Annotated in this window: 12 protein-coding genes and 1 tRNA gene; all 13 read left to right on the top strand. The window is 60.6% G+C overall.

Features of this window, described 5'->3' with window-relative positions:
- The first annotated feature begins 10 nt into the window (after nucleotides 1-10).
- The 13 genes from rph (at nucleotide 11) to DW112_RS01775 (ending at nucleotide 13781) form a co-directional block, all read left to right on the top strand.
- On the top strand, nucleotides 11-736 hold the full coding sequence (gene rph / locus DW112_RS01835) for a ribonuclease PH (protein ID WP_117641055.1): 726 nt from the start codon (nucleotides 11-13) through the stop codon (nucleotides 734-736).
- Between the two features lie 140 nt (nucleotides 737-876).
- The gene (gene rdgB / locus DW112_RS01830; protein WP_022094898.1) at nucleotides 877-1518 is read left to right on the top strand and encodes an RdgB/HAM1 family non-canonical purine NTP pyrophosphatase; all 642 of its coding nucleotides are present in this window, start codon (nucleotides 877-879) and stop codon (nucleotides 1516-1518) included.
- Nucleotides 1519-1521: 3 nt separating this feature from the next.
- Complete coding sequence (gene dtd / locus DW112_RS01825) at nucleotides 1522-1968, top strand: D-aminoacyl-tRNA deacylase (protein WP_118328218.1); 447 nt, start codon at nucleotides 1522-1524, stop codon at nucleotides 1966-1968.
- 184 nt (nucleotides 1969-2152) lie between these two features.
- A complete protein-coding gene (locus tag DW112_RS01820) occupies nucleotides 2153-2449 on the top strand; it encodes a Veg family protein (RefSeq protein WP_006234957.1) in 297 nt (98 codons plus the stop codon).
- A 2-nt stretch (nucleotides 2450-2451) separates the two neighbouring features.
- The gene (gene ispE, locus DW112_RS01815; RefSeq protein WP_233545835.1) at nucleotides 2452-3348 is read left to right on the top strand and encodes a 4-(cytidine 5'-diphospho)-2-C-methyl-D-erythritol kinase; all 897 of its coding nucleotides are present in this window, start codon (nucleotides 2452-2454) and stop codon (nucleotides 3346-3348) included.
- Between the two features lie 49 nt (nucleotides 3349-3397).
- A tRNA-Pro gene (locus DW112_RS01810) sits at nucleotides 3398-3474 on the top strand.
- A gap of 112 nt (nucleotides 3475-3586) precedes the next feature.
- Nucleotides 3587-3862 (top strand): twin-arginine translocase TatA/TatE family subunit, encoded by a 276-nt coding sequence (tatA, locus tag DW112_RS01805; protein WP_022094895.1) that lies wholly within the window; start codon nucleotides 3587-3589, stop codon nucleotides 3860-3862.
- A 106-nt stretch (nucleotides 3863-3968) separates the two neighbouring features.
- Nucleotides 3969-4439 (top strand): transcription elongation factor GreA, encoded by a 471-nt coding sequence (gene greA, locus DW112_RS01800; RefSeq protein WP_006234960.1) that lies wholly within the window; start codon nucleotides 3969-3971, stop codon nucleotides 4437-4439.
- 79 nt (nucleotides 4440-4518) lie between these two features.
- The gene (gene lysS / locus DW112_RS01795; protein ID WP_118328217.1) at nucleotides 4519-6483 is read left to right on the top strand and encodes a lysine--tRNA ligase; all 1965 of its coding nucleotides are present in this window, start codon (nucleotides 4519-4521) and stop codon (nucleotides 6481-6483) included.
- Nucleotides 6484-6803: 320 nt separating this feature from the next.
- Nucleotides 6804-8372: a threonine/serine exporter ThrE family protein gene (locus tag DW112_RS01790; RefSeq protein WP_199576948.1), complete on the top strand. Its 1569-nt coding sequence runs from the start codon at nucleotides 6804-6806 to the stop codon at nucleotides 8370-8372.
- Nucleotides 8373-8685: 313 nt separating this feature from the next.
- Nucleotides 8686-9279: a DUF2798 domain-containing protein gene (locus DW112_RS01785; RefSeq protein ID WP_118328216.1), complete on the top strand. Its 594-nt coding sequence runs from the start codon at nucleotides 8686-8688 to the stop codon at nucleotides 9277-9279.
- Nucleotides 9280-9466: 187 nt separating this feature from the next.
- Complete coding sequence (locus tag DW112_RS01780; RefSeq protein ID WP_117775887.1) at nucleotides 9467-12109, top strand: ATP-dependent Clp protease ATP-binding subunit; 2643 nt, start codon at nucleotides 9467-9469, stop codon at nucleotides 12107-12109.
- A gap of 214 nt (nucleotides 12110-12323) precedes the next feature.
- On the top strand, nucleotides 12324-13781 hold the full coding sequence (locus DW112_RS01775) for an aminoacyl-histidine dipeptidase (RefSeq protein WP_117775886.1): 1458 nt from the start codon (nucleotides 12324-12326) through the stop codon (nucleotides 13779-13781).
- Nucleotides 13782-13860 lie beyond the last annotated feature (79 nt).

Below are 13860 nucleotides of genomic sequence, written 5' to 3'. Positions count from 1 at the left end.
GGATATTCCTATGGAGTACATGCAGGTTAACCGCGCCAACGGCCGCGCCGTCGATGAGCTGCGCCCCATCAAGCTTACTCGCGGCGTTATGAAGCACGCCCACGGTTCGTGCCTGGCCGAGTTTGGCGATACGCGCGTGCTGTGCGCTGCCACCATCGAGGAGGGCGTGCCGGGCTGGCGCAAGGGCGCCAAGGCCGGTTGGGTAACGGCGGAGTACGCCATGCTGCCGGCATCGACCGGCAAGCGCTGCAAGCGCGAGCACGCCAACCGCAAAGGCCGCTCCATGGAGATCGAGCGCCTCATTGGTCGCAGCCTGCGTACCGTCGTCAACATGAAGGCGCTCGGCGAGTACACCGTCACCGTCGACTGCGACGTGATCCAGGCCGATGGCGGTACGCGTACGGCGAGCATTACCGGCGCCTGGGTGGCGCTGCACGACGCCCTCGCCATGTGGGTCGAGGCAGGCAAGATCGAGCGCATCCCGCTTACCGGCCAGGTGGCTGCCATCTCTATGGGCGTTGTCGACGGCAATACGCTGCTTGACCTCGATTATTCCGAGGACAGCCACGCCGAAGTCGACATGAACCTCGTCGCCACCGACACCGGCGAGATGATCGAACTTCAGGGTACCGGCGAGCAGGCGCCCTTCGACCGTAAGCGTCTCAACGCCCTACTCGACCTGGGCGACAAGGGCGTTGCCGAGCTCATCGAGCTTCAGCGCCAAGCCCTCGCCTAACCTGCCAAAAAGGGATGTTAATTTTGGTAGGTTTTATCTGGGAAAACGTCGAAGTATAAGGTTTCTGTCGCCAGGGAGGGGAGAGGGCTCGAGGCCAGTTTCCCTTGGGCGGCATTGCTATAGAGACAAGGAAGCCAGTCATGGCACTAGAGAAGATCGATATCGACACCCTCGACCCGGCGGCGACCATCGTCGTGGCAACGGGCAATGCCCATAAGCTCACCGAGATCGAGGCCATTTTGGGCAAGGTCATGCCCGAGGTTCGCTTTGTGGCGTTGGGTCAGCTGGGTGATTTTGAGGACCCCGAGGAAAACGGCACGACGTTTTTGGAGAACGCCATCATCAAGGCGCAGGCTGCCGTCGAAGAGACGGGGCTCATGGCCATTGCCGACGATTCGGGCCTGGTCGTCGACGCGCTGGACGGTGAGCCCGGTGTGTATAGCGCGCGCTACGCGGGCGTTCACGGCGACGATGCCGCCAACAATGCCAAGCTGCTCGTGAATCTGGAAGGCGTGGCAGACGAGGACCGCACCGCGCGCTTTATGAGCGTCGTTGCGCTCATCGATACGGACGGCCTGGTCACCTATGGCGAGGGCGCCTGTGAGGGCGTTATCGCGCACGAGGGCCGCGGCGATCACGGCTTTGGCTACGACCCGCTGTTCCTGCCGGTCGATACGCCGGGCAAGACTATGGCCGAGCTCACGGCGGACGAGAAGAACGCCATCAGCCATCGATTCCATGCGCTCGAGCACCTATCCGCCAAACTGACGGGCGAGGAGTAAGCCGTGCGTGCGGTGGTGCAGCGCGTACTCAATGCCGGCGTGACAGTCGACGGCGAGTGCGTGGGTAAAATTGGGCGCGGCTATCTGGTGCTGCTGGGCGTGGGCCACGGCGACACGCGTGCCGAGGCCGACAAGCTGTGGGGCAAGCTCCGCGGGCTGCGTATCAACGAGGACGAGAACGGCAAGACCAATCTGGCGCTTGCCGATGTCGACGGCGAGATGCTCGTGGTGTCGCAGTTCACGCTGTTCGCTGACTGCCGCCACGGTCGCCGTCCGTCGTTTACCGATGCAGGCGCGCCCGATGTTGCCAACGAGCTCTACGAGTACTTCCTGACGCTCGTTCGCAAAGATGTCGAACACGTGGCGCACGGCATCTTTGGCGCCGATATGAAAGTCGACTTGGTCAACGACGGCCCATTCACCATCGTCTTGGACACGGACAACCTTTAGGTTACGCGGTTTTACCAAACCGCGTAACAACTGGTCATGCGAGGTTGTCGTCTGGTACGTATTTGGGATGGGGCTTTTTTAGCTACTTGCGTATGGCGGCAGCAGGGTGCTATAGTATTAGAGTTTTGTCTATCTTAGGGGTATTATCCCCTTTTTTGAATTGCACCTTCTGGAGGCCCTGTTCATGGAAGAGATGGAAGTCAATCACGTCGACGACATCCACGAGAAGCTGACCGATATGGTGGGCGATCGCGTCAAGGTGAAGGCCAACATGGGCCGCACCCGCGTCGTCGAGCGCATGGGCACCATCAAGAGCGTCCACCCCGCCGTCTTTATCGTCGAGGTTGACGAACGTCGCGGCCGCAAGTCGCGTCAGTCCTACCAGTATATCGATGTCCTCACCGGGCAGGTCGAGCTGTTCGACCCCGAGAGCGGTGAGCACATTTTTACCCCGCTCGGCAATCAGCTCGAGGAGCACTAACGGTGACCGATCGGTCCCTGGCTCTTTCCGCGCCGGCAAAGATTAACCTCTATCTGGGGGTTCATACCGAGCGTGACGACCGCGGCTACCATAAGGTCGATTCCCTGATGGCAGCCGTCGGTCTTGTCGATACCGTGACGGTTACGCCGGCACAGGCGCTGACCGTCCAGACGATTCCGACATCCGACTTTCCCATGCAAAAGAATACGGCGTATCGTGCTGCGCTCGCTATGGCCGAGCATTATGGTCGTGAAGCCAACGTCTGCATCACGATCGAGAAGTGCATCCCGTTGTGTGCCGGCCTGGGCGGTCCTTCGACGGATGCCGCGGCGGTCATTGTCGCCTTGGCAGAGCTGTGGGGTATCGACCGTGCCGATCCCGCGCTGGACAACATCGCGCGCGGCATTGGCGCCGACGTTCCCTTCTTTTTGCATGCCAGCCCTGCATTTTACGTGGGTGGGGGAGACGTGCTGGCAACCGAGTACCCCGCACTTCCCGCGACACCCGTCGTGCTGGTTAAGCCGCGCGAGGCAAGCGTTTCAACAATTGAAGCCTATCGACGTGTTGACGAGACCCCAGCGCCTGCGGACAAGCCCGGAGCGATCGCATCTGCCCTTCGCTCGGGAGACGCAGAGGCGGCCTACGCGCTCGTCCACAACAACCTGGGTGTCATTTCCGCGCAGATGGAGCCGCGGATTCAAACGGTGCTCGACTGGCTTCGTTCACAGGACGGTACCATTGCCACAAACGTGTGCGGTTCGGGTGCCTGCTCGTTTGCTCTCTGCGATAGCGCCGCCACGGCAGCCAATCTTGCGGCGACGGCTCAACAAAACGGCTGGTGGGCTTATGCAACGGAGCTCGTTTCCGACACGGTTCGCATTGAAGCGCCAAAGAAATAAAAATTTATCTAGCACGCGGCGAAAATCTTTGTTACTATAGTCGAGCTAACGGGTTGTGGCTCAGTTTGGTAGAGCACTGCGTTCGGGACGCAGGGGTCGCTGGTTCAAATCCAGTCAACCCGACCAGAGCATGAGGAGGGACCGCTTCTTGCGGTCCCTTTTTTTAGCTATTGTTGTGATACCGCGATACCCGCGGTATACTCATTCGAGCTTGTCTCGCTGTATTGTGGAGGTCTACATGTTTGGACTGAGGGCTCCTGAGCTCATCATTATTCTCGTCGTTGTCCTGATTATCTTCGGGCCCAAGAACCTGCCGAAGCTCGGCAAGTCCCTCGGCTCTACCGTCAAGAATATCCGTGAGGGTATGGAGGGCGACGATAAGGCCGAGACCAAGCAGGCCGAGGAGGTCGTGGTCGAGCAGTCCGAGGAGGACAAGGAGATCGCTGAGCTCGAGGCCAAGCTCGCTGCTGCCAAGAAGAAGCAGGCAGAGGACAGCGACGCGGACGCAGAGTAGTCCCATCCCTTTGGGGTGAGCACCTGACCGGCTTGCCCGCAGGCTAGCCGGTCTTTTTCGTTTTGTTGACAGTTGATTGTTTGATCAGAGTTGGGGAGATATCCGTATGGACGCAAGCCAGATCGTACTGACCGCTGAGGGCCGCCAGAAGCTCGTCGAGGAGCTCGCTTGGCGTGAGGGCGATTACGCCAAGGAGATCGTCGAGGACATCAAGGAAGCCCGCGCGTTCGGCGACCTTTCGGAGAACTCCGAGTACGACGCCGCTAAGGACAAGCAGGCCCAGAACGCCGCTCGTATTGCCGAGATCCAGGCCATCCTCGCCAACGCTCAGGTTGCTGCCACCACGGGCGATCTGACCGTCTCCATCGGTTCCACCGTTTCTCTGATTGATCCCAACGGTGAGGTCATGGAAGTCACGCTTGTCGGTACCACCGAGACCAACTCGCTCGAGCACAAGATTTCCAACGAGTCTCCGGTCGGCCACGCCATCATCGGTCACGGCGAGGGCGACTCCGTCGAGGTCGTTACGCCTTCCGGCAAGACTCGCGTCTACACCATCGCCAAGATTGCACGCTAGACCACGGTCCCGCGTAAAGGTATGTTTTCGCTCCCTGGGACCGAATCCTGGGGAGCGTTTTAGTTTGAGGAGCTAACTTATGGCAGAGAACCAGAACGCCGCAGATCAGGCATCGACGCTCAACGACGAGCGCGCCACCCGCCTGGCCAAGCGCGCCGCCCTGTTCGAGGCGGGCCAGAACCCCTATCCCGAGCACTCTGAGCTTGAGGACTACGTTGCCGATATCGAGGCTAAGTACGCCGAGCTTGCCGATGGCGAGGACACCGAGGACGTCGTGAAGATCGCCGGCCGTGTGGTCGCCAAGCGCGGTCAGGGTAAGATCATGTTCATCGTCGTGCGCGATGCGACCGGCGAGATTCAGCTGTTCTGCCGCATCAATGACATGGACGAGGCTGCCTGGAATACGCTCAAGTCCCTCGACCTGGGCGACATCCTGGGCGTGACCGGCGTGGTCGTGCGCACCCAGCGCGGCCAGCTTTCCGTTGCCCCTAAGAGCGCGACCCTGCTTGCCAAGGCCGTTCGTCCGCTGCCCGAGAAGTTCCATGGTCTTTCCGACAAGGAGACCCGCTATCGCCAGCGCTATGTCGACCTGATCGCCAACGACGACGTTCGCGAGACCTTCCGTAAGCGTTCGCAGATTCTTTCCACCTTCCGTCGCTTTATGGAGTCCGACGGCTACATGGAGGTCGAAACCCCCATCCTGCAGACCATCCAGGGCGGCGCTACTGCCAAGCCGTTCATCACGCACTTCAACGCGCTCGATCAGGAGTGCTACCTGCGTATTGCTACCGAGTTGCACCTCAAGCGCTGCATCGTCGGCGGTTTTGAGCGCGTGTTCGAGATCGGCCGTATCTTCCGTAACGAGGGCATGGACCTTACCCACAATCCCGAGTTCACCACGATGGAGGCCTACCGTGCCTTCTCCGACCTCGAGGGTATGAAGGCGCTCGCCCAGGGTGTCATTAAGGCGGCTAACAAGGCCATCGGCAACCCCGAGGTCATCGAGTACCAGGGCCAGACCATCGACCTTTCTGGTGAGTGGGCCAGCCGTCCCATGACCGACATCGTCTCCGACGTGCTCGGCAAGCAGGTCACCATTGACACGCCGGTCGAGGAGCTTGCTGCCGCCGCGCGCGAGAAGGGCCTGGAGATTAAGCCCGAGTGGACCGCCGGCAAGATTATCGCCGAGATTTACGATGAGCTGGGCGAGGACACCATCGTCAACCCCACGTTCGTGTGCGATTACCCCATCGAGGTCAGCCCGCTTGCCAAGCGCTTTGAGGACGACCCGCGTCTGACGCACCGCTTTGAGCTGGTTATTGCCGGTCACGAGTACGCCAACGCGTTCTCCGAGCTCAACGACCCGGTCGACCAGGCTGAGCGCTTTGCTGCCCAGATGGCCGAGAAGGCCGGCGGCGACGACGAGGCCATGGAGTATGACGAGGACTACGTGCGCGCCCTCGAGTACGGTATGCCTCCCGCGGGCGGCATCGGCATCGGCATCGACCGCGTGGTCATGCTGCTCACCAACCAGGCTTCCATCCGCGACGTGCTGCTGTTCCCGCACATGAAGCCCGAGAAGGGTTTCCAGTCCGGTGCCGCTGCCGCCAAGGCTGCCGAGGCCGGCAACGCCGCGAGCCCCTTCGTCAAGCCGCTCAAGCCCACGGTTGATTATTCCAAGATTGCCGTCGAGCCGCTGTTTGAGGAGTTCGTCGACTTTGATACCTTCTCCAAGAGCGACTTCCGCGCCGTGAAGGTCAAGGCATGCGAGGCCGTCAAGAAGTCCAAGAAGCTGCTGAACTTTACGCTCGACGACGGCACCGGCACCGACCGTACCATCCTCTCCGGCATTCACGGTTATTATGAGCCCGAGGACCTGGTCGGCAAGACCTTGCTCGCCATCACCAATCTGCCGCCGCGCAAGATGATGGGCATTCCCAGCTGCGGCATGCTCATCAGCGCTATCCACGAGGAGGAGGGCGAGGAGCGTCTCAATCTGATCCAGCTCGACGCTTCCATCCCCGCCGGCGCAAAGATGTACTAACTAGTTACGCGGTTCTACGAACCGCGTAACGGCTCGACGCTGCGCGGGCCGCATTTGGACAATCTGACGTTCAACTTCAAGGGCGCGACCAGAAGGTCAGCGCCCTTTCGTTTCACGTCACCTTGTCTCAAATGCGGCCCGCTCGCTGACGTTGCCAATACATCGGCGTTGCCTTGGCCGTCAATAGTCATTGGGGACGTTCTTAAACGACTACCCAACGGCTATTGAGCACATGGCTCGCATGGCAGCCGTCTCTTTTATGTTTCCTTTAGCCGTCGCTGCCTAGGATGGGGGTTAGTCGGTAGGAAGGGAGCGTCTATATGGACGACGCGAGCGAGCGTGCAATCGAAGAGGACATGCTCGATCAGTTCAATTACTTTGACGATGAGGATGAGGAGCTAATCGATCGTCGCGAGCCGGCATCGCTTGACTCATTTGATCTGGTCGATGAAGAGACTGATGAGGTTGAGGACGAATCAACGGAGCCCCCACAGTCTTCGCGTCTTGACTCGCTGCTTTCGAGAGCCCCCATGCACCACGGTGTTCGTGCCGGCGCACTCCATATGAAAACAGACTGGCACCAGATCGTGACGGCAGGCGATGAGCTTGCCGTCGATGCGCCGCTCACCGATAAGTCATCCATCATCTGCCGCACCGGTATGCTTATGCTCGCGAGCGGAACGGGTGCCTGGCGTGTACGCGATACCATGAATCGCGTTGCCGCCGTACTCGGTGTCACCGTCCACGTTGACTTAAGTCTTCTGTCGTTTGAGTGCACCTGCATCGAAGATGGCCACTGCTTTAACGAGGTTGTCAGCCTGCCCACAACGGGAGTCAATACCCATCGCATTTGGATGATGGAGAGCTTCCTAAAGGAAATCGAGACGTATGGGCGCCGGTTTACCGTGCACGAATACCACGAGATGCTCAAGACCGTTGAGAGTTCAAAACCCGATTACTCTCCCTGGCAACAGGGCCTTGCGGCAGCTTGTGCTTGCGGCGCCTTCGTCTTTTTGCTCGGCGGCGGCCCTATCGAGATGGCCTGCGCATTCGTAGGCGCTGGTGTCGGCAACTTTGCTCGCTCTCATATTCTCAAGCAGGGTCTTGGCCAGTTTAGCGCGCTGACGATTGGCGTTGCGCTCGCTTGCGTTTCGTATCTGCTGGCATTGCTCGGCCTTGGCCAGGTCGTACCGGGGGCAATGTCGCACCAAGAAGGCTATATCGGCGCCATGCTCTTTGTGATTCCCGGCTTTCCCCTCATTACGGCAGGCCTCGACATCGCTAAGCTCGATATGCGAAGCGGCATTGAGCGTCTTTCGTATGCCGTGTCGATTATTGTGATGGCGACCCTTGTGGGCTGGATGGTTGCCGAGTGTGTGGGGCTGGCACCGGATGACTTTGTCCCGCTCGGGCTCTCACCGTTGGCTCTTACACTCTTGCGTGTGGTGATGAGCTTCGTCGGTGTATTTGGCTTCTCGGTTATGTTCAACAGCCCGGTAAAGATGGCCGCGGCAGCTGGGCTGATCGGCGCCGTGTCCAATACCTTGCGCCTTACGCTCGTCGATGCGCCGACGCTGTTTCCCTTTCTGGGCCTGAGCGTAGGTATGCCTCCCGAGGCGGCAGCGTTTATTGGCGCGCTGGTATCGGGGCTGCTCGCGAGCTTAGCCGAAATCAAGCTCACCTACCCACGTATCGCCCTCACGGTGCCATCGATTGTCATTATGGTGCCGGGCTTGTATCTGTATCGCTCGATGTATTACATGTGCACCTTCGACACGGTCAATATGCTCGGCTGGTTTGTGCGTGCAGTGCTCATTGTGGCGTTTCTGCCCGTTGGCCTGGGCGTGGCGAGAACCCTCACCGACTCTCGCTGGCGCCACACCAGCTAATTGGTGCAAGGGGGACAGGTTGCTTTGCACCAAATGAGTTGCGGTGAAATAGGGACTGAATTGCTGCTTAAAGGGTCAAAACAGTCCGTATTCCACTGCAACTTATGGGGTCGGGGGATTATTGGTGCCCCGCATCTTCACAAACTCAACGCTTACGAAGCGCGGGGTTTTCGTGCTAGGCTGGTTCCACCACATAAGTAGTCGCAGACGCACGTATCACGGGCGGGCGAGATGAAGTCCCAACAGCTCCATCTCGTCCGCCCGTTTTTGTTGCGTGGTGCCGCGGCGTAACACAGAAAGGATTTTGCCCTTTATGCCTATCAACAAACGAGAGAGCCTGCTGTTCACCTTTATCATGTGCTTTTGCATGGTGCTCTGGATGAGCATCTACAACGTTGCCCTGCAGCATGGGGCCATTAACGGCGAGGTTGTTGCCGCCGCGTGGCTCGGCTTCCCCGTTGCCTACGTTTTTGCCATGTGCTGCGACTGGTTTGTCGCCAGCCCGCTCGCCAAGGGTTTCGCCTTTAAATTCCTGGTCACGCCGGGCAAGAGTTCGCCGCTTGCCATGACGCTCGCCGTCAGCTCCTGCATGGTCGTTCCTATGGTCATCATCATGTCGCTCTACGGTGCGTGCGAGGGCCTGTTCCACATGCCCGGCGGCCCGCTCGCCAACCTGCAGCTGCTGCCGATGATGTGGCTCGTTAACATTCCGCGCAACTTTATCATGGCTCTACCTTGGAACCTGCTGGTGGCCGGTCCGGTTGCTCGCTTTGTCTTCCGCCGCGCCTTCCCCATGGGCACGGTCTTTGCCGAGCCGCACATGGAGCTCGTGCGCATGCCGGGCGCTCCCGTTGCCGATGCCGTCAATGACGTTACCGAGGACATGGGCGCCGAGCCCGCCTGCTAGACAGCAGCTCAAAACCAAACCGCCAAACGGACCCGAGCAATTCCTTTTTTGTAGACGTTGTCGTATGGCTGCATGCGGAAAAGGTCCCAACGGTTAACATATACTCCATATGGGTAAAGAGACCAAAGCGCTGCCGCGGGGCGGCGCTTTGCGTTTGAAAAAACTAGCTCGTCTAAGAGGAACTAGCATGTTAGACCGTTTTACCGATCGCGCGCGTAAGGTCATGTCCATGGCCAAGCAAGAAGCGCTCGATCTTCACTCAAATAAGGTGGGTACCGAGCACCTGCTGCTCGCACTCGCCAAGGAGGACGAGGGCATTGCCGCCGAGGCTCTGCGTTCGCTCGACATCTCCTACGATGACATCATGGACACGCTCAAAGAGGTCCAGACCACGGTTCCCGAGCCCAGTGAGGAGACCGAGGCGGCCAAGCTCGCCTTTACGCCGCTCGTCATTAGCGTGATGGAGCGTTCATTCCGCGTGGCGCGTGAGAACAACCAGACCTACGTGTCGACCGAGCACTTGCTGATCGGCATCGTCGAAGAGGGCAACGGCATGGCCATGGACATCCTCATGCGCCTGGGCGTGTCGTCCGCCTCCATCAAAAAGGCTATCGAGAAACTCACTGCCAAGGACCAGGACAAGAAGCGTCCGCTCGCCGGTGCCGGTGCTGGTCGTCCCGGTGCGGGCCTGCCGTTCTTTAGCGGCTCGGATGCCTCTCAGCAAAAGGGGAGTGGTACCGATACGCTTAAGCAGTTCGCGACCAACCTTACGCAGAAGGCCCGCGACGGTGAGCTCGACCCCGTGATTGGTCGCGAAAAGGAAGTCCAGCGTATGATGGAGATCCTTTCGCGCCGCACCAAGAACAACCCGCTCATCCTGGGCGATCCCGGCGTGGGCAAGACGGCCATCGTCGAGGGTCTGGCCCAACAGATCGCCGCCGGCAACGTGCCCGAGAACCTCATGAACCAGAATATCTGGACGCTCGACCTGCCGGGTCTCGTTGCGGGCGCCAAGTATCGCGGTGAGTTCGAGGAGCGCCTCAAGAACGTGATCCAGGAGGCAACCGAGGCCGACGACGTCATCCTGTTTATCGATGAGATGCACACCATCATCGGTGCCGGTTCCGCCGAGGGCTCCATCGACGCGAGCTCCATGCTCAAGCCGGTGCTCGCGCGCGGCGCCTTCCAGATTATCGGTGCCACCACGGCCGAGGAGTTCCGCAAGTACCTCACCAAGGACCCGGCCTTCGAGCGTCGTTTCCAGACCATCGATGTCGAGGAGCCGAGCGTCGAGGATACAGTCAAGATCTTGACCGCGCTCAAGCCGCGCTACGAGGAGCACCACCACGTGCGCTATACACAGGGTGCCATCGAGGCCGCCGCGAACCTCTCCAACCGCTACATCCAGGATCGCTTCCTGCCCGATAAGGCAATCGACCTCATCGACGAGGCCGGTGCCCGCGCTCGCATCGCCGCCAACCGCGCGCCCGAGCCGGTGCGCGAGGCCGAGCATCGCATAGAGGAGCTCAAGGCCGCCGCGCAGGAGGCCACCGAGAGCGACGACATGAACAAGGCCGCCGAGATCACCGAGCAGCAGAAGGCTGCCGAGATTGAACTCGCCGAGGCCAAGGCTGCCTGGACCGCCGAGCTCGACGCCAGCCCGCTCACCATCGACGTGAGTCAGATTGCCGACATCGTGTCCGTGACCTCTGGCGTGCCGGTTTCCTCGCTCACCGAGAGCGAGAGCCGTCGCCTGCTGCAGACCGAAAGCGTGCTCAAGACCCGCATTATCGGCCAGGACGAGGCCGTCGAGGCCGTCGCCAAGGCCGTGCGCCGCAGCCGCTCGCCGCTCAAGGACCCGCGTCGTCCCGGCGGCAGCTTTATCTTCCTGGGTCCCACCGGCACGGGCAAGACCGAGCTCGCCAAGACGCTCGCCGAGTATCTCTTTGGCAGCAAAGACGCGCTCATCAGCTTCGACATGTCCGAGTTCGGTAGCGAGTTCGAGGTCTCCAAGCTCATCGGTAGCCCTCCGGGCTACGTCGGTCACGACGAGGGCGGCCAGCTCACCAAGGCCGTTCGTCGCCACCCGTACTCGGTCGTGCTGTTCGACGAGATCGAGAAGGCGCACCCCGATATCTTCAACATCTTGCTGCAGGTGCTGGAGGAGGGCCGCCTGACCGATAGCCAGGGCAAGACGGTCGACTTCCGCAACACCGTGATCATCATGACGTCCAATGTGGGCGCCCGCGAGATTGCGCAGGATGCGAGCGTGGGCTTTGGCACCACCGGCGAGCAGGGTCTCACGTCGAGTGAGATCCGTGGTCGCGCGATGGGCGAGCTCAAGCGCCTGTTCCGCCCCGAGCTGCTCAACCGTATCGACGACATTGTTGTGTTCCAGAAGCTCTCGGGCGAGAATCTCACCAAGATCGCGCACCTGCTGGTGGACGACCTGCGCCAGCGTCTGATTGCCAACGGCATGAACATCAAGCTCACCGATGCGGCCTATGACAAGATCGTGGCCGAGGGCACCGACCTCACCAACGGTGCGCGTCCGCTGCGCCGTGCTATTCAAAAGCTCATCGAGGACCCGCTGTCCGAGGAACTTCTGGCCGGCGAGTGGGGCGAGGGCGATACCGTCCTGTGCGACGTGGCCGATGGCAAGTTTGTCTTTAGCCACGGCACGGGCGAGATTCCGGCACCGCGTCCGGCAGGTACGCTCGGTGGCGATACCACCCCGGCGGCACCGCACACTGGCAGCGCCGCGCCCGTGAGCGGCGGCGTGACCTCGGGCCCCGGCGGCATGATGCAAGCCGGTTCCGGCGCGCTGTAAGGCGTGGCGACAATTTGATACGCGCAATCGAGGCGCTCCGGAAAGGGCGCCTCGATTTGTAGAGCTGCGGAAGTTGTGACCGTTACGCTATACGGTCCACCGTTAGCCGATGATGCGAGGGCGCTCGGCGTTTTCGACTGGTTTATGCACGCAAAGTCTGGGAATATACAAGGCGCATGTCTTACTGTCTAACCAGTTGCGCCAAGGAGGCACCATGGATTACAAGATCACCGGCTACGAGCCCGCCCAGCTGTTCCATTTCTTTGAGGAGGTCAGCGCGATCCCCCGTGGGTCTGGCAACGAGAAGGGCATCAGCGATTTCCTGGTTGCGTTTGCCAAGGAGCGCGGCCTCGATGTGTACCAGGACGAGGTCTACAACGTCATCATTCGCAAGCCGGCTTCTGCCGGCGCCGAGAATGCCCCGACTGTGATGCTGCAGGGCCACATCGATATGGTGTGCGACAAGTTGGGCTCTGTTGAGCACGACTTTACGACCGACGGTATCGACCTGGTCGTGAAGGACGGCGTCCTCACCGCTAACGGCACCACCCTGGGCGCCGACAACGGTATTGCTGTCGCTCTGATGCTTACTGTGCTCAACGACGATTCGATCGTTCACCCCGCCCTCGAGTGCGTATTCACCACCGACGAGGAGACTGGCCTGGTCGGCGCCGAGACGCTCGACAAGTCCCAGATTAGCGCCCGCACCATGATTAACCTTGACTCCGAGGAAGAGGGCGTTGCCACCGTCAGCTGCGCTGGCGGCGTCGTTGTTACCTACACCTGCCCCATCGTGCGCGAGCACAAGACCGGCAGCACCCTCACGCTCGACATCTCCGGCCTACTGGGTGGTCATTCCGGCAACGATATCAACCTGGAGCGCGGCAACGGCAACCTCATCATGGCCCGCATCATCGACCGCCTGATGGTCGCCGGCGAGCCCGCCATCGTTAGCTTTAACGGCGGCACTAAGGACAACGCCATCAACCGTGAGTGCAAGGCCGAGCTGGTTTACGCCGACCACGCTGCCGCCGAGGCCGCGGCCCAGATCGCAAAGGACATCATCGCCGACGTCACTGCCGAGCTCGAGGTCTTCGACCCCGGCTTTACCTGCACCGTCGAGATTGCTGACGACGCCGAGGTCGAGGCCATGGATCAGAAGTCCGCGCTTGCCCTCATCCGCGCCCTGCGTCTTGCCCCTAACGGCGTGATTCGCCGCAACGTCGCCACTGACGGCTCCGTCGAGGTTTCCTCCAACATCGGCGTGGTCGCCACTTCCGACGACCAGGTCAAGATCATGCTGTCCCCGCGCTCCTCGATCACCTCGCTGCAGAACGAGTTCAAGGACCGCCTGCAGACGCTGGCCGATGTCTTGGGCTTCGACGCCAAGTTCGAGTTCGAGTATCCCGGCTGGAGCTATGCCGAGCATTCGCCGGTCCGCGACGTTTTTGTCGAGAGCTATCGCGAGCTCTTTGGCTCCGAGCTGCGCATCGAGTCCATTCACGCTGGCCTTGAGTGCGGCCTGTTTGCTGAGGCCCTGCACGGCCTGGACGCCATCGCCGTGGGCCCGACGCTCTCCGATGTCCACACCCCGGACGAGAGCATGGAGCTCGCTTCTGCCGAGCGCTTCTACGAGCTGCTCATCGACGTCCTCAAGCGCCTTGCCGCGTAAGGGTCGCGCTAGCAGCAGTTCGAGCCACGTGCTAGCGGATTGCAAATGACATTACGAGAGGGGGCATCCGAACTTTTGC

It is taken from the genome of Collinsella sp. AM09-41 (assembly GCF_003473245.1).
Taxonomy (GTDB): Bacteria; Actinomycetota; Coriobacteriia; order Coriobacteriales; family Coriobacteriaceae; genus Collinsella.
The sequence above is the reverse complement of the archived record's forward strand: the minus strand, read 5'-3'. Positions and strand labels throughout refer to the sequence as shown.